At 34.2% G+C, this 21,057-nt stretch carries 11 protein-coding genes; 7 read left to right on the plus strand and 4 right to left on the minus strand.

What is annotated here, in order from left to right; all coding sequences use genetic code 11:
- The first annotated feature begins 79 nt into the window (after positions 1-79).
- Entirely contained in the window at positions 80-2,710 is a 2,631-nt protein-coding gene (alaS, locus tag BKM63_RS10595; RefSeq protein WP_071636573.1) for an alanine--tRNA ligase, read from the plus strand.
- A 272-nt stretch (positions 2,711-2,982) separates the two neighbouring features.
- Here alaS and BKM63_RS10600 read toward each other — a convergent pair whose 3' ends face one another.
- Positions 2,983-4,728 carry an ABC transporter ATP-binding protein gene (locus tag BKM63_RS10600; protein ID WP_071636574.1) on the minus strand — a complete coding sequence of 582 codons (1,746 nt, stop codon included), beginning with the start codon at positions 4,726-4,728 and terminating at the stop codon, positions 2,983-2,985.
- A gap of 380 nt (positions 4,729-5,108) precedes the next feature.
- On the opposite strand from BKM63_RS10600, the gene BKM63_RS10605 reads away from it, so the two are divergent.
- The 5 genes from BKM63_RS10605 (at position 5,109) to BKM63_RS10625 (ending at position 15,434) form a co-directional block, all read left to right on the plus strand.
- On the plus strand, positions 5,109-5,891 hold the full coding sequence (locus BKM63_RS10605; RefSeq protein WP_071636575.1) for a hypothetical protein: 783 nt from the start codon (positions 5,109-5,111) through the stop codon (positions 5,889-5,891).
- A 102-nt stretch (positions 5,892-5,993) separates the two neighbouring features.
- Positions 5,994-6,950 carry a GSCFA domain-containing protein gene (locus BKM63_RS10610; RefSeq protein ID WP_071636576.1) on the plus strand — a complete coding sequence of 319 codons (957 nt, stop codon included), beginning with the start codon at positions 5,994-5,996 and terminating at the stop codon, positions 6,948-6,950.
- Positions 6,951-7,180: 230 nt separating this feature from the next.
- Positions 7,181-12,283, plus strand: coding sequence for a translocation/assembly module TamB domain-containing protein (locus BKM63_RS10615; RefSeq protein WP_071636577.1), 5,103 nt, complete (start codon positions 7,181-7,183; stop codon positions 12,281-12,283).
- On the plus strand, positions 12,267-14,582 hold the full coding sequence (locus tag BKM63_RS10620) for a BamA/TamA family outer membrane protein (protein ID WP_083572213.1): 2,316 nt from the start codon (positions 12,267-12,269) through the stop codon (positions 14,580-14,582). Before BKM63_RS10615 ends, BKM63_RS10620 begins: the two co-directional genes overlap by 17 nt.
- A 222-nt stretch (positions 14,583-14,804) precedes the next feature.
- A complete protein-coding gene (locus tag BKM63_RS10625; RefSeq protein WP_071636578.1) occupies positions 14,805-15,434 on the plus strand; it encodes a DUF4230 domain-containing protein in 630 nt (209 codons plus the stop codon).
- A 195-nt stretch (positions 15,435-15,629) separates the two neighbouring features.
- Here the strand turns inward: BKM63_RS10625 and BKM63_RS10630 are convergent, their stop codons facing one another.
- The 3 genes from BKM63_RS10630 to BKM63_RS10640 form a co-directional block, all read right to left on the minus strand.
- Positions 15,630-17,405, minus strand: coding sequence for an aromatic amino acid hydroxylase (locus BKM63_RS10630; protein ID WP_071636579.1), 1,776 nt, complete (start codon positions 17,403-17,405; stop codon positions 15,630-15,632).
- Positions 17,406-17,544: 139 nt separating this feature from the next.
- Positions 17,545-17,991: a hypothetical protein gene (locus BKM63_RS10635; RefSeq protein ID WP_071636580.1), complete on the minus strand. Its 447-nt coding sequence runs from the start codon at positions 17,989-17,991 to the stop codon at positions 17,545-17,547.
- A 95-nt stretch (positions 17,992-18,086) separates the two neighbouring features.
- Positions 18,087-18,497 carry a group III truncated hemoglobin gene (locus BKM63_RS10640; RefSeq protein WP_071636581.1) on the minus strand — a complete coding sequence of 137 codons (411 nt, stop codon included), beginning with the start codon at positions 18,495-18,497 and terminating at the stop codon, positions 18,087-18,089.
- Between the two features lie 373 nt (positions 18,498-18,870).
- Here BKM63_RS10640 and BKM63_RS10645 point away from each other — a divergent pair, with 373 nt between their 5' ends.
- On the plus strand, positions 18,871-21,015 hold the full coding sequence (locus BKM63_RS10645) for an RICIN domain-containing protein (protein ID WP_071636582.1): 2,145 nt from the start codon (positions 18,871-18,873) through the stop codon (positions 21,013-21,015).
- The last annotated feature ends 42 nt before the right edge of the window (positions 21,016-21,057 follow it).

Raw genomic sequence — 21,057 nt, forward strand, 5'->3', positions numbered from 1 at the left:
ATTATCAAATTGGGCTGTTTTCTAATTATCACATTATCAATTGACACATTTGTAAACAGATACATTTTCTAATTTAAATATGAAATCACAAGACGTACGTAAACAATTTTTAGATTTTTTTGAGAGCAAAGGACATACTATTGTCCCATCGGCTCCTATTGTGCTTAAAGACGATCCAACCTTAATGTTCAATAACTCGGGAATGGCCCAGTTTAAAGAATTTTTCTTAGGAAACGGAACGCCAAAAAGTCCTAGAATTGCCGATACGCAAAAATGTCTTCGTGTTTCAGGAAAACATAACGATCTTGAAGAAGTAGGTATCGATACGTATCACCACACGATGTTTGAGATGTTAGGAAACTGGTCTTTTGGGGATTATTTCAAAAAAGAAGCAATCAACTGGGCTTGGGAATTATTGACAGAAGTTTATAAAATACCAAAAGAAAATCTTTATGTTTCTGTTTTTGAAGGAAGTAAAGAAGATAATGTCCCGTTTGACCAGGAAGCTTGGGATATCTGGAAAACATTAATCGATGAAGACCGAATTATTCTTGGAAACAAGAAAGATAATTTCTGGGAAATGGGAGATCAGGGACCATGCGGACCTTGTTCTGAAATTCACGTTGATTTGCGTACTCCGGAAGAAAAAGCATTGGTTTCTGGAAAAAGCCTGGTAAACAACGATCACCCACAAGTAGTTGAAATCTGGAATAATGTATTCATGGAATTTAACCGTAAAGCAGATGGTTCTCTTGAAAAACTTCCTGCACAACACGTAGATACCGGAATGGGATTTGAACGTTTGTGTATGGCATTACAAGGAAAAACATCAAACTATGATACGGATGTTTTCATGCCTTTGATTAGAGAAATCGAAACAATTACCGGGGCTGATTATACAGTTAAAGCTTCTAATGAAGCGGAAGAAAAAGTAAATATCGCAATTCGTGTTATTGCAGATCACGTTCGTGCGGTAGCTTTTGCTATTGCCGATGGACAATTGCCGTCTAATACTGGAGCTGGATATGTAATTCGCAGGATTTTACGTCGCGCTATTCGTTACGGATTTACTTTCTTAGGAACAAAAGAACCTTTTATTTATAAACTGGTTGAAACTCTGAGCGAGCAAATGGGAGATTCTTTCCCGGAAATCAGAACGCAAAAGGCACTTTGTTCTAATGTAATCCGTGAAGAAGAAAACTCTTTCTTACGTACATTAGATCAGGGATTAATTCTTTTAGATGCTGTAATTTTAAATAATCAAGGAGATACAATCGATGGTAAAAAAGCATTTGAATTGTATGATACCTATGGTTTTCCAATCGATTTAACGGCTTTGATTCTTTCTGAAAAAGGATTAAAGCTGGATGAAGCCGGATTCCAGGAACAATTGCAATTGCAAAAAGAAAGATCTCGTGCAGCATCAAAAGTAACGGCTGGAGACTGGAACGTAATTATAGAAGATGATATTCAGGAATTTATTGGTTACGACAGATTATCACATCAGGTAAAAATCACGAAATACCGTAGAGTTGACAGTGCAAAAGATGGTGAAATCTACCAATTGGTTTTCAATGCAACTCCATTTTATGGAGAAAGCGGAGGACAAACAGGCGATAAAGGATATTTAGAATCTCAAAACGGAGATATCATTTATATCATCGATACTAAAAAGGAAAATAATCAAACGATACATTTAGCAAAATCGTTACCGGAAAATATTACAGCAACATTTAATGCGGTTGTAGATGCAAATCAAAGAGCTAAAACCTCGTCAAACCACTCGGCTACGCATTTATTGCACCAAGGTTTGCGCAAGATTTTAGGAACGCATATTGAACAAAAAGGTTCGATGGTTCGCAACGCATCATTGCGTTTTGACTTTTCTCATTTCTCTAAAGTAACGGATGAAGAATTAGTAGAAGTAGAGAACTTTGTAAACGCAAGAATTCGTGAGAGTTTACCATTAATAGAAAAAAGGGCTATACCAAAAGAACAGGCTCTTGAAGAAGGTGCTATTGCTTTGTTTGGTGAGAAATATGGTGATTTGGTACGTATGATTAAATTCGGTGACTCTGTAGAGTTATGCGGAGGAACACACGTTGCCAATACATCTGATATCTGGCATTTTAAAATTGTTTCAGAAGGTGCTGTTGCATCTGGAATTAGAAGAATTGAAGCAATTACAAGTGAAGCTGCAAAAGAATATTTTGAATCTCAGGCGGTTTCTTTAAATGAAATTAAAGAAGCACTTAAAAATGCACAAGATCCGGTAAAATCAATTTTAGCTTTGCAGGACGAAAACGCACAATTGAAAAAACAATTAGAAGTTTTATTGAAAGATAAAGCAAAAAACATGAAAGCTGATTTGGCTAAAGAATTGCAAGAAATCAACGGAGTTCAGTTTTTAGCGAAACAAGTAGATTTAAATCCGGAAGGAGCAAAAGATTTAGCTTACGAGTTGGGGAATTCTTACCATAACTTATTTGTAGTTTTCGCTACAGCTCATGAAGGAAAACCAATGTTAACTTGTTATATTTCTAAAGAATTAGTAGCAGAGAAAAACCTAAATGCCGGACAAGTAGTTCGCGAATTAGGAAAATATATCCAGGGAGGAGGAGGAGGTCAGCCTTTCTTCGCAACTGCAGGAGGTAAAAATGTTGACGGAATCGCAGAGGCTTTATCAAAAGCGGTTGATTTTGTGAAGTAATTTTTTAAGGTTCTGAGAATCTAAGTTACTAAGGTTCTAAGGCTTTTATAGTATTCAAAAAAGTAAACCCGACAGGTTTTTAAAGCCTGTCGGGTTTTGTATTTATAGTATTCTTTCATTTTATCATTGGACGAAGAAAGAGGAATTAAGAAAGGCTTTAGCCGAACTATCAGGTTTGGCTAAAGCCCTTTAAATTTATTTATCATCATCGAGGAGGCTATTCAAAAAAACTTAGTCTCTTAGAGCCTTAGCATCTTAGTAACTAAAAAAAACTATTTTCTTTCCCCAATCTGCTGGCGCCACATTGCATAATACAGTCCTTTTTCAACAATTAAATCTTCGTGTTTACCTTGCTCGATTATTTTACCTTGCTCCAGAACAAAAATTCTGTCAGCGTGCATAACAGTAGATAAACGGTGAGCGATTAAAACCGTAATTCTGTTTTTATCTGAAATATTTCGTATTGTAGCATTGATTTCTTCTTCGGTAATAGAATCCAAAGCAGAAGTTGCCTCATCAAAAATCAATAAATTAGGATTTCTAAGAATTGCTCTTGCGATAGATAAACGTTGTTTTTCTCCGCCTGAGACTTTGATTCCACCTTCGCCAATTGTGGTGTTTAAACCATCTTCGGCACGTCTTAAAAGTTTATCACAGCTTGCGCGTTTTAAGGCGTCATATAAATCTTCGTCGGTTGCATTAGGTTTTACAAACAAAAGATTTTCGCGAATAGTTCCAGAAAATAGTTGTGCATCCTGAGTTACAAATCCTAATTGTTTTCTTAAGTCCAGTAAATCAATATCGGTTGAATCAATATCATTATAAAAAACCTGACCTTCAGCAGGCGTGTACAATCCAACCAGTAATTTTACCAAAGTTGTTTTTCCGGAACCAGAAGGACCTACAAATGCAACGGTCTGGCCTTGTTTAATCTCGAAATTGATATTCTCAACGGCTTTAAATTTTGCGGTTTTATGCTGGAAACTCACATTTGAAAATAACAGCGACTGAATCGCTCCAACATGTTTTGGGTTTTTCGGACGAAATTCTTTTGGAGCGCTTAGTAAGGTTTTGAAATTCTCCATTGAAACTTTGGTCTCATTCAATGCAATAATAAAGTTTCCAAGCTCCTGCAGCGGGCCAAAAATGAAGAAAGTAAAGAAAACCATTGTAAGTAAATCGCCCACGATAATTTTTCCTCCAAACAAGAAATAATATAATGTGAAAACGACGCAGGTTCTTAAAAAGTGAACCGTTGTACCCTGAATAAAACTTAAACTTCGAATAAAACGGATTTTTTCTAACTCTAACTGCAGAATTTTAAAAGTGTTTAAATTCAAACGTTTCTCTTCCTGATAAGTTAATCCAAGACTTTTAACCAATTCGATATTTCGCAGACTTTCTGTCGTAGAACCGGCTAAAGCATTGGTTTGATTGACAATTTTCTTAGAAACGATTTTAATCTTTTTACCCAAATAAGAACTTACCAAAGCAATAATAGGAGCAGTAATTAAAAAGATAATCGAAATTCTAAAGTCAATTCGGGCCACATACAAAATGACAAATATGAATCCGATAATGGTTTGAAAAATAAGTGATATAGAAAGCGTAATCAGTTTTTCAGAATCAGAACGAACTTTGGTTAGTTTGCTTAGAGTTTCACCGCTTCGCTGATCTTCAAATTCGGCATAAGGTAAATCGAGCGATTTTTTGATTCCGTCCGTGTACATTTGAGCACCGGTTCTCTGAATTACGACATTGGTAAAATAATCCTGAAAATTTTTGGTAATTCTGGAAATCATGGCAGCACCAAGCGAAAGACCCAGCCAGAATGATAAAGATTTTATAAACCCGATTTCGTTTCCTTTGTATTTTGCCAGTCCAACACCGCAATCCTGCATTAATTTACCGGTAATAATAGAATCTGACAAACTGAAACAAATGTTTATAGAGGCCATAATCAAAGCAAAAAACAATAACATTTTATGTCTGATTATATAAGAATATAATAATTTCATATAGGGATATTAAAAAAATGGAAGATGCAAAAGTAAGCAAATGTTTTAGTTTGCGGTGATGGTTTTTGTTATTAAAAATGTAATTTTTGTAAAGTTGTTTTTTCACAGTACAGCATTATAAAAAGTAGAATTTAGATTTGCTAATCTTAAAAGATATTTATTTAATTTTTATATCATAAAAAATAAGAAAAAAACTATAGATCTAAACGGAGTTTTATTTTTGAGTAATTTTTTTAGCAGAAAAAAACTGACTTATATTGTTTATAGTTAATGGGTTATAAGTGTTTAAGTTACATTATTTCTTTTCAATGTGGAATGCCGTAAGGTTTTGGTGTAAGGTTGTATTACGTTTGCAGCATTATAAATTTAACCAATTCAAAATGAAAAAAATTTTATGCCTTTTTAGTGCTTTATCAATGGTACTGATTTCTTCTTGCTCAAGTGATGATAATTCATCAGAATCTGAAAATGCAGTATTATTACCAAAAAAAATTACTGAAACAGTTGTTGAAGACGGAAAATCAGGAAGTATTACTTACACTTTAACGTACGATGGAAACAAATTGAAGCAAATCTCTCTTTCAGATGCTTCTAAATCTGTTTACACTTACACAGGAGATCTTATTACTAAGGTTGAATTATTTAAATCGGGTATTTTACAATCTACGGATGTTTATGCTTACGAAGGTGGAAAATTAGTTTCTAAAATCACTACAAGAGAATCTAACAAAAGTATTCAGGATAAATTAACTTTCGTTTACAATGCAAACGGAACTGTTAACGCAAACCAATCTCAAATCATCGACAGACTAGAAACAAAGTATGATACAACTACTCTTTATACTTTTGTAAATGGAAACATCGCTTCTACAGAATTAATTGATGGTCGTTTGGAAGAAAAAATTACAAGCACATTTGACGATAAGAAAAGCCCATACATTAACATTACAGGAGCTAAACTTTTGTTAGATCTAGATAACTATTTTGATTTTTATTCAGCAAACAATACAGTAAAAAATGTTACAGTAACTTACGACAGCGAAGGAGCAGTTGATGAAACAGCAACAGTAACAAATACTAATAAATACAATGGAAGTAATTATGTTACTGAGTTGTTTTCTGGAGATGCCAAAAACTCTGAAAAATTAGAAATTGAATACTAATAATTCAAAATAATTAAAATAATCCCCATGATCAATTGATTTTGGGGATTTTTTTTGATTCGTAAATAAGTTTTAAACCGTATTTTTGAATAAAAAAACAAAATGCAGTTCAGAACTCAAATTCCAATTTCAAAAAGTAATACCCCAATCGATTACAATTCGAAAGTACTTTCTATTGGTTCCTGTTTTGCAGAAAATATGGCCGAAAAATTCGATTATTTTAAATTGCAAAATGAAACCAATCCTTTCGGAATTATTTTTAATCCAGTTTCAATAAACAAATTATTCAGCAGAGTTTGTAAAGAAGAATTGTTTGAAGAAAAAGATGTTTTTTTTTATAACGAGCGCTGGCACAGTTTTGAGGTTCATTCTGATTTAAGTAATGCTGACCGACAGGAATTACTGGAGACGCTGAATAAAGCGATTACGGAAACAAATAAAAAAATCAAAGAAGCTACACATATTATTATCACGTTTGGGACTTCGTGGGTTTATCGAAATATTGAAAGTGAAGAAATCGCGGCCAATTGCCATAAAGTACCTCAAAAACAATTTTCAAAAGAATTATTATCGGTAGATATAATCGAGAAAAGCATTCAAAACACAATCGATTTAATTCAGACTTTAAATCCAGAGATCAATTTCATTTTTACCGTTTCGCCGGTGCGCCACATAAAAGATGGTTTTGTAGAAAATCAATTGAGTAAATCGCATTTGTTTACAGCCTTACATTCTATTCTAAAATCTAAAATCTACAATCAAAGATTAGCGTATTTCCCTTCCTACGAAATCATGATGGACGAACTTCGCGATTATCGTTTTTATGCTGAAGATATGCTGCATCCTAATCAAATTGCAATCGATTATATTTGGAAACTTTTCAGTGAAAATTATATTTCGTCGGAAAGCATTTCTATCCTGCAGGAAGTTGATGAAATCCAAAAAAGCCTGCGCCATCGAAGCTTCAATCCAGAATCTGAACAGCATCAAAAATTCTTAGCAAACCTGCAGCAGAAAATAAATCGTTTAGGAGAAAAGTTACCTCACATTAAATTCTAATCTCGAAATAAGCATTCATTGAAAATCGATGATAAACAAAGGTAATTGGAGTCTTATCGAGTTTGTGATCAAAACAACAAAAGTAGGAAATTAACTATTTTACCATGAAATTTTAGAATAATTGCATATAATTATGTAAATTGTTAAGGTTTAAAATTTCCAATTTTGTAATCTGTAGAAATACAGTTTTTACAATAACACAACTTTAATCTAATCGTGCTTATCGGCGTATGAATAAGAAACCTGTTTATTTTCTTAAAAAAGCATTACGTATACTTCTTTGGTGCGTGATTACTGTAGTTGCACTTTTATTACTTCTTATTATTTTAATTCAGGTTCCGTCTGTTCAAAATTTCGTAAAAGACAAAGCAATAACCTATCTGCAGGACAAAATCAAAACTAAAGTTTCGTTAGATCATATCTCTATTAAATTTCCAAAAGATGTAGTTCTGGAAGGTTTTTATTTTGAAGATCAAAAGAAAGATACCTTGTTGGCAGGCAAAAGGTTAGAGGTTGATGTTGATTTGTTTAAACTGGTAAGCAGCGAACTCGAAATCAATTCGGTTTCACTTGAAAATGTAAAAGCCAATATTTCCCGAAATAAAGAAGGTGTTTTTAATTTCGATTATATCATAAAAGCATTCGAATCAAAAGAGCCAAAAGTAGAAGATCCGGATAGCAAACCTTTTAAAATCTCTGTTGTAAAAGTAAATCTGGATAATGTCAAATTCAATTTTAAAGACGATTTTTCTAAAAATGACATTGCCGTAAAACTGACGCATTTCGACACCAAATTCAATAAATTCGATTTGGATAAAATGGATTTTGATATTCCAAATATTGATTTGGATGGATTAAAATTGGTTTTAAATCAGGATGTAGTCGAAAAAATTGCCGAAGTTTCAGTAGAAACTGTTGATACAATTTCAAAACGAAAAGACTTCAAATTAAAATTAGGTAAAATCAGTTTGTCAAAAATTGATATTGCATATGATAACAAAGATTCAAAATTAGATTCGGGAATAAAATTGGGTAATTTAGATTTATCCGTTAATGAAATTGACCTGAACAAACAGCTTTTAGATTTCGACACTTTCGAACTTAAAAATCTAAGCGGCAATTTAAGATTAGGAGCAAAAGACAAACAAATTCAAGCGCCCAGTCTAGACACAACAGCCATAAAACAAGCCGGCTGGAAAGCCAGACTAAACAAAGTCAACATTCAAAATATAGCTTTTAAATTTGATGATATGCAGTCGAAACCGGTTCAAAAAGGAATCGATTACAGCCACTTAGATTTAAGCAAATTCAATCTTGAAGCCGAGAAATTGTATTATGGAAATGATACGATTTCTGGAAATATAAAATCACTTGTTGCAACAGAAAAAAGCGGATTGAACATTCAGTCTTTAAAAACAGATTTTTTCTACGGGCCTAAAAATGCTTACTTGGATAATTTATATTTAAAAACGCCTCAAACACTTGTAAAAGATAAAATTAAAGTAGAATACAAATCACTTGCCGCGCTGCAAAAAGACATTGCAAACCTTTCTGTTGATGCCAATTTGAATGACTCAAAAATTGGTTTCAAAGACATTTTATTATTTGTTCCTGACCTGCAGAAAACAAATCCGTTTAAAAGTAATCCAAATGCGATTTTGTATATAAACAGCCGTGTAAGCGGAAAAGTAAAAGATTTAAATATTCCTTTGTTTGAAATGAGCGGTATCGGATCTACAAAGGTTTCCCTTTCGGGGAAGATAACCGGACTGCCTGATGCTCAAAAAGCATATTATGACCTGAATATTAAAAGAATAGCCAGTACTTCAAAAGATATTAATTCGTTTGTTCCTGCAGGAACAATTCCAAAAAACATACAGCTTCCATCGCAGTTAAATCTGCAGGGAAAATTTAAAGGTTCTGTTCAAAATTTCAAGACCAATCTGACTTTAAACAGCAGTTTCGGAAATGCAAAAGTAGATGCGTTATTTGACCAGCGTGTTAAGAAAAAAGAGAAATACGATGCATCAGTTTATCTGCTTGATTTTGATTTAGGAAGATTAATCAAAAATGATTCGATTGGAAAAATTACGCTGAAAGCAAAAGTAAAAGGAAAAGGTCTGGATCCCAAAACGGCTCAGGCAGAATTGGACGGAATTGTACAAAAAGCAGTTTTCAACAGATACACATACAGGGATTTGGCTTTAAAAGGAAATATTGCAAATGGTTCATTCGCAGTAAAATCAGGAATGCAGGATCCAAATTTAAATTTTGATTTGGCAGCGAGCGGCAATACGCAGGAAAAGTATCCTTCAATAAAATTAAAATTAAATCTGGATATTGCCGATCTTGAAAAACTGAATCTTCATGCTGGACCAATGAAGCTCCGAGGCAATGTAGACGCCGATATTGCCAATAGCAATCCGGATTTTTTGAATGGAAAGGTGTTTTTGTCAAATATTCAGGTTTTACAGGATAAAGAACCAATTGTTCTGGATTCGGTTCGTGTTATTGCTTTTTCGGATAACACTCGAAACAACATTAAAATATCCTCTCAGTTTTTAAAAGCAGAAGTGGATGGAAAATACAAATTGACCACATTGACAGCGGCAATAAAAAAATCATTGTCAAAATACATCGATTTGAAAACTCCAAAAGTAAATGGAGAATCTGACGAACAAAGATTAGCTTTTACTTTAACGGTTGATAACGACCCAATTCTTTTCAAATTAATTCCAAAGCTGACAGGATTAGAGCCAATTAAAATTACCGGAAAATACAATAATGTAACCGATTCTTTAGAAATAAGAGGAACAATTCCAAGAATCGTATACGCAGATAATACAATTGCCGACGGGAAAATTAATATTGAAGCCAAAGAAAATGCTTTAGAATATTCGGTTTCTGTTGCTACAATCGAAAGCGGTTCATTAAAAGTTCCGTTTACCAGTTTGTCCGGAAAAGTTGAGAATAATATTTTAACTTATGCACTTGAAGTTCAGGATTCAAAAGAAAAACCACAATATTTTATTGCCGGAGAATTTAAAGCGGAAGATTCTAAAAACATTTTTAAAATCGATGCGGAAAATTTCATTTTAAATTATGATAAGTGGAATATAGATCCGGAAAATGCGATTGAATTTGGAGGTAAAAGATTGTACGTGAACAAATTTTTCCTTAATAATAACGGAAACGAGTTGAAAGTTCAGTCGCAGGGAACGCAGGAAAATGCACCATTGCAAGTCGATTTTGTAAACTTCAAAATCGAAACCATTATGAATATTGTCAAAAAAGACAAATTGTTAATGCAGGGATTGATCAACGGAAATGCTGTTGTTGAAAATGTCATGACGAGTCCGACCTTTACTTCAGATTTAAAAATAGATGATTTTGCTTTTAGAGGAGAAGCTGTTGGCGATATTGCCATAAAAGTCGATAATAAAACTACTAATTTACTTAACGCCGATGTAGCCCTTACAGGTGAAGGGAATGAAGTAAACCTGACCGGAAATTATAGAATGGATGATGGAAATCTTGATTTTAATTTAGATTTAAGGAAACTTTTTATCAAAAGCATTCAGGGTTTTACAATGGGTAATGTTACAGAAGGAACAGGCTATTTGTCTGGAAATTTTAAAATTGTAGGTAATGCATCAAGTCCAAAAGTATCGGGTGAATTAAACTTTAACGATACCGGTTTTAGAATCACACAGCTGAATTCATTCTTTAAAACAGATCAGGAAAAAATCACTTTTAATAATGATGTAATCACCTTTGATAAATTTACGCTTAACGACGAAAACGATAATCAATTATCTGTAGACGGAACCATTCAGTCTCCGGATTTCAAGAATTATAATTTTGGTTTAGTAGTTACTGCAGACGATTTTAGAGCTATCCATTCTAAAGAAGCTGATAATGATTTGTTCTATGGAGATATGTTTTTAGATACTAAACTAAATATTAAAGGAAATCTTGACAGCCCCGTTATTGACGGAACCATAAAAATTAATAAAGAAACCAATTTTACGGTTGTAATGCCGCAGTCTGACCCTTCGATTGCTGACCGTGAAGGAATTGTGGAGTTTGTTGATGAAGATAATATGTATTTGAAACAAACAGTCGATTTGCAAAACAAACTGGATCAGTCTGAAGTAAAAGGAATGGATGTAAATGTGGCCATTTCGATTGATAAAGAAGCTGAATTGACTTTGTTAATCGATAAGGCGAATGGTGATTATTTGAATTTGAAAGGCGAAGCCGAATTGGTTGGAGGTATCGATAAATCAGGAAAAACAACTTTGACTGGTAAATATGAGTTTTCGGACGGAGCTTATGAAATGAATTTTAACGGAATCAAAAGAAAATTTGATATCCAGAAAGGAAGCTATATTACCTGGAATGGTGAGCCTACAATGGCGAATCTAAATATTACGGCTGTTTATAAAGTAAATGCCGCACCAATTGATTTATTAGGAAACCAGCTTGGAAACGATGATCCGGCCATAAGAAACAGATACAAACAAAAACTTCCGTTTCAGACTTTATTGAAAATGAAAGGGGAGTTGATGAAACCGGATATCTCTTTCGGAATTGTACTTCCGGATGGTAATTATGATGTTTCTTCGGATGTGGTGACCCTGACGCAGACTAAACTGAAACAATTAGAACAAGATCCTGCAGAATTAAATAAACAGGTTTTTGCTCTTTTATTATTGAACCGATTTGTGGGCGAAAATCCGTTTGCAAGCGAAAGCGGCGGTACAAATGCAGAATCTTTGGCCAGACAAAGTGTGAGCAAGATTCTTTCACAGCAACTGAACAATCTTGCCGGCGAATTGATTACCGGATTTGAAGTCAACTTCGATTTAGAATCTACAGAAGATTATACTTCCGGAACAATGGAAAACAGAACTGATTTAAATGTTGCTGTTTCTAAAAAACTACTGGATGACCGATTGAAAGTCACCGTAGGAAGCAGTTTTGGCGTTGAAGGTGCAGAACGTGCAAACGAAGAAAGCACCAATATTGCGGGAGATGTGGCATTGGATTATCAGCTTACTAAAGACGGCCGCTATATGGTGCGTGCCTACAGAAAAAATCAATATCAGGTAGCAGTTGAAGGCCAGGTTGTAGAAACGGGTGTCGCTTTTATTATCACGATGAGTTACAATAAATTCAGAGAGCTTTTTCATCGTTCAGAACAAGAAAAACAAATGATAAAAGAAGAAAAACTTCGTAAAGAGAAACAAAAGCAAAAAGAGAAAGAAGAAAAAGAATTAAAAGAGAATCAGGAAGAAAATAAAATTGAAGGCAATGAACAAAAAACATAATCATATAGAAAATTGGTATGTAAAGTATTTTGTACTGTTTTGCCTGTTTTTTGTTTTAGGCTGCAGTAATACAAAATATTTACCGGAAGGCGATTTACTTTACACCGGAGGTTCTGTAACGGTCAAAGATTCTTTGATAAAGAAAAAACAAAGAAAAGCACTCGAAACAGAATTGGAGGACTTATTACGCCCAAAACCCAACAAACAATTTTTAGGGTTGCGTCCTAAATTATGGATTTATAATATTGCCGGAGAACCTAAAAAACAAAAAGGAACCAGATATTGGCTTCGTAATAAAGTAGGTGAAGCGCCTGTACTTTTCAGTAAAGTCGATTTAGATTACAATGCTTCTGTTCTACGAAATTTTACCGAAAACCGCGGTTATTTTAAAACCCGTGTCAGCGCTGATTCTACCGTTCGTAATAAACGAGTTACAGCAGAATATACCGTTATACCCAAAAAACAATACATCATTAAAAGCGTGACTTTTCCTGATGATTCCCTGGCAATGTCCAGAATTATTGGAAGATCAAGCCGAAGAAGTTTATTGAAAGTTGGAAAACCATACGATTTAGATATCATAAAAGCCGAAAGAGAACGAATTGACGCAAGACTTAAAGAGAAAGGCTATTTCTACTTTAATCCGGATTATCTTTTGGCACAGGTAGACAGCAGTAAAGGTGATCATGAAGTAAAAATCAGACTGGTAATTAAACCAGATACACCGCCCAAAGCCCTTACAGCTTATAAGATCAATAACATTTTTGTTTATCCTAATTATTCTCTTTCAAATGACAGCGTTGTTTACAGACGAAAAAATATAACAAAGTATAAAGACTTCACGATTATTGATACAACGGAAACTTTTAAACCAAGAGTTTACGATCGAACCATATATTTCAAAAAAGGGGATTTATATAACAGAAAAGACCATAATCTAACCCTTAATCGGTTTGTAAATCTGGGTACTTTTAGTTTTGTTAAAAATGAATTTAAACCATCAGACAGTATAAAAAATGCTTTAGATTCCTATTACTATCTAACACTTCTGCCTAAAAAGTTCATTAGGGTCGAGGTTTTAGGGAAAACAAATTCAGCCAGTTATACCGGTACAGAATTAAATGTAAACTGGAACAACCGAAATTTACTTAAAGGAGCAGAATTATTTACCGTTTCCGTTTTTGGCGGTGCCGATTTTCAGCTGGGCGGTGTAAATAAGGGAAAAAATATTTATAAACTGGGAGCTGAAACCAGTTTGACCTGGCCGAGATTTATAACGCCGTTTAATATTGAAGGAAACAGCGAATATGTGCCAAGAACAAAAGCAACTTTACGCTATGAATATCAAAAAAGAACACAGTTGTATGCACTTAATTCTTTTAATACGTCTTTTGGATATTTGTGGAAAGAAAACATCAGGAAAGAACATCAGCTAAATGTAATAGATGTAACCTACGTGAGTCCAAATCATGTTACGCCGGAGTATTTAGAAGATATTAAAGATGATGCTGCTCTGGGGAAAGTAATTGAGAAACAGCTTATTTTTGGCCCAACTTATAATTACACCTACACAAACACGATGCAGAAACGCCGAAAAAACACGATCTATTTTAATGGAGAATTAGATTTGGCGGGAAATATAACGGGTTTAGTTACAGGTGCAGATTATAAAGACAATGTAAAAACCATATTTGATGTTCCGTTTAGCCAATATGTAAAAATCAGAACCGATTTCAGGCATTATTTAAAGCTTGGGAAAGAAAGCGAATTAGCCAGCAGATTAATTGTAGGTGCAGGAATTGCTTACGGAAATTCAAGGACCCTGCCAACATCAAAACAATTTGTAGTAGGAGGAACCAATAGTATTCGCGCTTTTAGAGCCAGAACTTTAGGGCCTGGAAGTTATGTAATTCCGCCAACAACAAACAACAATTATACACCAGATCAATCGGCAGATTTAAAATTGGAATTTAATACAGAATACAGAGCAAAGCTGTTTAGTATTGTAAGGGGAGCAGTGTTTATCGATGCGGGAAATATTTGGCTTTTACACGCTGATCCTGATAAACCCGGAGCAGAAATCTCAAAAGATTTTATGAAACAAATGGCAATTGGCGCCGGTGCGGGATTACGTTTCGATTTGTCATTCTTGGTTTTAAGAACTGATTTAGCTTTTCCTCTTAGAAATCCAGCACTGCCAGATGGACAGCGCTGGGTAATTGATGATATTAATTTCGGAAGCGGACCATGGCGAAAAGACAACCTGATTTTAAATATTGCGATTGGATATCCGTTCTAAAAAGTTTTTTTTATCATGATTTTTTTACCACAAATTTCACGAATTACACTAATTAGTAGTTTGCGCATAATTATCAATTTCACGAATTTATAATTCGTGAAATTGATAGAAAAACACAAAGTTGAGATTAGTGTAATTCGTGAAATTCGTGGCGAAAGAAAAAATAATTCGTGGCGAAAAAATCTAAAAAAAAGAAGTAAATTGGTCTAATAAAATAATAGAATGCAAAATTTAGTAAAGAGAATAATAGTTTTTGCTGCGGTTGTACTTTTGATCGTTTTGGCTTTCAAATATTGTCAATTCAAAAAAGACGACGATTCTACAATCGATTATAATACCAATTTAATTCAGCAGCAAATTTTAAATGTGGGAAAGCTGGTGGTCACTGAGGGACATTTTTCAGAAGTGATCACGTATAAAAACCAGCAGAAATATTTAATGGATATGGTTTCTTTTGAAAAGAAAGCATTAGTTGTCGTAAATGCAAATGTTACCGTTGCTTACGATTTGCATAAAATGAAATACGACATCGACGAAAAAAACAAAACGATTACGATTTTAAATATTCCAAAAGAAGAAATAACAATCAACCCTGATATTCAGTTTTATGATGTAGAACAAAGTAAACTGAATCCTTTTACGGGAGACGATTATAATAAAATCAACAAATCTGTAAAAGCCAACCTGGCGAAAAAAATTGAAAAATCTACCTTAAAATCAAATGCCCAAAACCGACTTATCAGCGAATTGTCTAAGATTTTAATTTTAACCAACTCAATGGGCTGGAAATTACAATACGAAGGAAAAACAATCGAATCTGATAAAGATTTTACTGAAGATTTGAAATTGTAAGAGGAAGGTTCAATCCCGAGGCTTCGGGACAGAGTAGCAAAGGTTCAAAGGTTTTTTGCCACAGATTAAGGGATTAAAATGATTTTTGCATTTGAAAATATCTCAAAAAGATTGTGGAAATCTTTGCTAAAAATAAAACCTGCGTAATCCGTTTAAATCTGCACAATCCGTGGGCAAAATAAAAAACTTTGTGCCTTAGTGCCTTTGTGGCAAATGAGGCAAAGAACTATCAAAAATCAAATCCAAACCGCCAGCAATTAAATGCGCAATTTCAGGACGTTTTTCTTTCAGTTGGTCTAAATGAACTAATACCTCCTGCAAAAGTTGTTTTTCATCTGAATCTTTCAAAAGTTCTGCAATCTCAACAGACAATAACCAATCATTTGGATGGCTTTTTTTTAGGTTTTCAAAAATAGATTTCAGCTCTGTTTTAGAAGTTTTATTTTTTCTGATATCTCTAACTGACGCATATAAATTCTCCAATTCATCACGTTCATCAGTATGTTTTGCTTTTATGGTTTTAGTTGTCGGAACAATATTTATTAAATCAAAACTGTTTACATCAGCTGGGCCAGAAAAAGCAGAAATCACTTTTTTACCAATTGCCATATCGTAATTTCCCCAATCAGGCTGAAACAAAATAGTTTCGCCATGAGTTACGGTACAATTTCTAAAACTAATCAGGATAATTTCACCGTGTAAATTTCGGGATCCCGTAATAATTTCACCTTCCACAATAATATTGCCTTCAAATTCCAGTTTTACCGTTTCATTCTCTACAATACTGTAAGCCTGCAAATCTTTTGGACTCATGTCTTCAATTGCCAGATTAAAACCTTTCAGTTTACCAATCGGACTTCCAAATCCGTGAGGATGCGTTAAAGTTCCGTGTCCTACCAATTCTTTTTCACGATAAGACAAGGCTGTTTTTCCCGTTGTTTGAATGTAAACCGGTTTTCCTTCCTCTTCAATAACATTTGTGAAAACTCCTGAAATTTGCAAACCAGTACTCAGCTCAATTGTACCCAGAGCATTCGACTGAATTAGTTTCTTAATTCCCGAAAGGCCTCCGGTACGCAAGGCCATTTTATTTGCAAACTCTTCCAGAACCAGACTTAAATAAGAAAAAGTTGGTGTTACATAAAGTTGAGGCTGTAATTGCGTAATATCAAAATTCTGATTCGCTGCTGAAATATCATAAGGTATTTTCTTTACATTATCAGTCATGCACCAGGCACTTTCCCCAATTGAAGAAAGTAATCCGGCGCCGTAAATTTTTGGATCTTCAACCGTTCCAATCAAACCATATTCAACGGTCCACCAATGCAGGTTTCGAATTTGGGCCATTTCAGACAATTCGCCCATATCATTTTGCAAATCGGCAACCGCTTTTTCGGCTTCGTCAATTTTTTCCTGAGGAGTATCTTCAGCTTCTTTTAAAATAGAAAGCAGTCGAATCGCTTCATACATCTGATAATCTTTGTGAGATGAAATCGCCTTGCAGCCAATTTCACCAAAACGTCTCAAATATTCAGCATATTCAGGATTGGCAATAATAGGAGCGTGGCCGGCACCTTCATGAATAATGTCTGGTGCGGGTGTATATTCAATATGTTCTAATTGTCTGATATCTGATGCAATAACCAAAACGTTATAAGCCTGAAACTCCATAAAAGCATTTGGCGGAATAAATCCGTCAACCGCAACGGCCGCCCAGCCAATTTCAGTTAGAATACGATTCATACCATACATACTCGGAATAGAATCAATTTCGATTCCGGTTTTGCGCAGACCATCTAAATAAGAATGATGGGCAACTTTCGAAAGATAATCTACGTTTTTGCGCATAACATATCGCCAAACCGCTTGGTTAATAGGAGTGTAGTCGCTATAATCTTGAGGCTTAATAAATTGCTTTAAATGTTTTGGCAATCGCTCTAATAACGGATTGGTTTCTATAGATGCATTCATTTCGAAAACGTTGTAGATTAGAATGTAAAATTACGAATTTAGACCGCTAATTTTTGATGTTCATCACAATATTTTTATTCGAAAGTGTTTTTTATTGCATTTTTATAGATTTTATCAACTCGGAAGAAAGAGAATTTTTCTAACAGTCATTATTCTCATAATTGACTTTTTCTAGTGTTTTTGCGAAGTTTTCAAGTTCTTTTTTAGTCATTGAAGCTTCTTTTAAATCTACTTTTAATTGCTTTTGAGCATCGGGACTAATCCATAAGCCGGTAAAAGTATTTCCGGTTTTCTTTAGAATTAATACGCCGCTAAAACCATGTTCAACTAAAATAAATTCGTTTTCCTTCTTTTTGTTTTGAGTAACATCAAGCTGAATCCAATTGTTTGATTTATTATATCGATACATCGACGTATACATTAAATCTGCAGTACAAGGGTTTTCTTCTGTTTTAATGTAAACGGTTATAGGCATTTTTCCATCTACGGTTCCTTTATATAAATTAGGAATAGGTGCTTGTGATTGTGCGTTTAAATGATTTAATAAAGAAAAACAGATTGTAAAGAACAGGATTATTTTTTTCATTTTAATTAATTGTTTTGATTTGGGCTTTTAATAGTATTTTTTCCAATCAAATTTATTTAATTAAAAATAGTATCCAATCTAAATGCTAAGTATTTTTAAGATTTTCCTGATGCATTTCGCAATTCATTTTCAGCATTTCTAAAATATTCAATTTTATGACTGAACATATACGCCATATTTGCGGCACGCATTTTAGCCTCTTCGGTAATGGGACCGGCAAATTGAGCATCAATCGTGGTGTTGAAAATTTGTATCCAACGGTCGAAATGCGTTTTATCTACGGGTAATTGTTTGTGCGGCGGGAAAGGAGTTCCGGAATAAGCTCTTACATCAAATAAAATGGTCTGCCAGAATCCGTACATTTTTTGCAGATGAGGTTCCCAGCGATCTTGAAGTTTGTCATTAAAAATAGGACCAATCAGATCGTCTTTTCTAACATTTGCATAAAAGCTGTTAACCATTTGCTTGATGTCTTCTAAGCTCGAAATATCTTTAAGAGTTTCCATATTTTTTTGTAATTATATAAACCGCAAAAATACGTTATAACTCCAAGTTTATTCAATGATATTTGTCATTTGTGAAAATTTTATCATAGCAAAAAGAGATACCGTACAATTTAAAATCCTGATCTTTAAGTGAATAAAACTAAAAATAATGTTTTGTGCTTTTTTTTGTTTTTAACTATTTGATAATTAATGTTTTGAAAAAATAAAAGATAAGTTTTTGTTAAGGTAATATTTACAAATGATGTGTATTTGTAAAGTTTGATTTACAACGATTTCGTTGAAGGTTTATGTAATTTAGATGCGTTTTAATAAAAATAATCATAATAAAATGAGAAAAAATTAACTATCTAAAAACCACAAAAACCTTAAAAAAATGCACAAAACTACTCAAAAACCTACAAATCGAGTAATGGCAGTAATGAAAGTCATTATAATGCTCTTTATTATTAATGTAAACGCACAAACCGTAACACCTTTTATAACATCAGGTGATCAGACGAGATTATTGCAGCAGCAATCTACTGTAAGTTTCGGGACGAATTCCGGAACTAACCCATCTACAGTAACCGTTAATGCTGGAACCACGTACCAGACTATGGACGGTTTTGGTTACACTCTTACTGAAGGAAGTGCCGAAGTGATCAGCGGTATGGCAGCAACGCAGCAGAATCAATTATTGAATGACTTGTATAATCCTACAACAGGATTAAACGCAAGTGTCATTCGTATTAGTATTGCGGCTTCAGATTTAAGCAGTTCTTCTTACAGTTATAACGAAACTTCGGGAGATACAAATATGAATAACTTTAGTCTAAACGGGCCAGATTTGACGTATTTAATTCCGATTATCAAAAAAATCCAGCAGATTAATCCCAACATAAAAATATTGGCCACACCATGGTCAGCACCTCGCTGGATGAAAACTAATAATTCATGGATTGGAGGCAGTTTACAAACGCAATATTACGCCGCTTATGCCCGATATTTTGTAAAATACATTGCCGCAATGCAGGCGCAGGGAATTCCAATTTGGGGAATCACACCACAAAACGAACCTGAAAATCCACACAATGAGCCTAGTATGCTGATGAATTCTACAGAACAAAAGAATTTTATTAATCAACAGCTTGGACCACAATTGGCCACAGCTGGTTATGGAGGTGTCAAAATTATTGCTTTTGATCATAATTGTGACAATACAGCTTATCCTATTGATGTTTTAAATAACAGTAGTTATGTTGACGGCGCGGCGTTTCATTTGTATTTAGGGAATATTTCGGCTATGTCAACCGTACGAAATGCGACTAATAAAAACGTTTATTTTACAGAACAATATACAGGCTCTGGCGGAAGCTTTAGCGGTGATTTTGGCTGGCATATGCAAAACGTAGTTATTGGGAGTACCAACAACTGGTCAAAAACAGTACTAGAATGGAATGCAGCCAATAATTCAAGTTTAGGACCGCGTACTCCCGGCGGATGCAGTACCTGCTTAGGTGCGATTACAGTTAATAATAGTACCAGTTACACCAAAAATGTAGCTTACTATATTATTGGCCAAATCTCAAAATATGTAAAACCGGGTGCTGTGCGTATTGGTTCTTCAAGCAGCAACGGCAGTATTTTCTCTGTTGCATTCAGAAATCCTGATGGTTCGATTGCGCTTGTAGTTTATAATTCAGGCGGATCAAATACCATTAAAGTAGTTTCAGGATCATCGGCTTTTAATTATACTGTGCCGGCTTCTTCTGCAGTAACTTTTACTTGGGGAGCAGGAACGCCTCCGGTTACGGGTTTACCTGGTTACTATAATATTATTTCCAGAAACAGTAATAAAGGTTTAGATGTTGCGGATAATTCAACTGCAAGCGGCGGCAGAATTCAGCAATATGATGTAACCGGCGGAGGCGGAAATAACCAGCGTTGGAAATTTGTTTCTGACGGAGCAGGAAATTATTATATAATAGTAAAATCAACCGGAATGTATCTGGCGGTAGAAAATAATGGAACTGCAAATGGACTTAAAGTACAGCAAAGAACTTTTGTTAATTCTAATGAATTTAAATGGAAAGTTGAAAGTCTTGGCGGAGGTTATTATAAGATTACCAATTTAAATACAGGCAAATCTCTTGATGTTGAAAGTGTTTCTACAGCAAATGGGGCTAATATTCAGGTTTGGGATTATACAGGAGGACTAAATCAGCAATGGCAATTGGTTCAGGTAGAATCAACTGCGAAAAAAGCTTTAACAGAAATTACAGCAGATGGTGAAATTTTAAATGATATGGCCGTTTTTATTAATTCGACAAATGATTATTTAAAAATCGATACCAGTCATGAAGGAAGTGCCGATGTTGAAATATTTAATATTGGAGGACAGAGCCTTGTGAAGAAAAATGTAAATTTTGTAAAAGGGAATCCATCTGAAATTGAAATTTCAAGACTTCCAAAAGGAGTTTATATTGTGAGAATAAACGACAGTGAGGGTTCTTATTCTAAAAAAGTATTGAAGCAATAGTCGCAAACAAAGAATTCAATTAGTAATTTTATATTGATGTTA

Source organism: Flavobacterium johnsoniae, from assembly GCF_001879205.1.
In the GTDB taxonomy this organism is placed as follows: domain Bacteria; phylum Bacteroidota; class Bacteroidia; order Flavobacteriales; family Flavobacteriaceae; genus Flavobacterium; species Flavobacterium johnsoniae_A.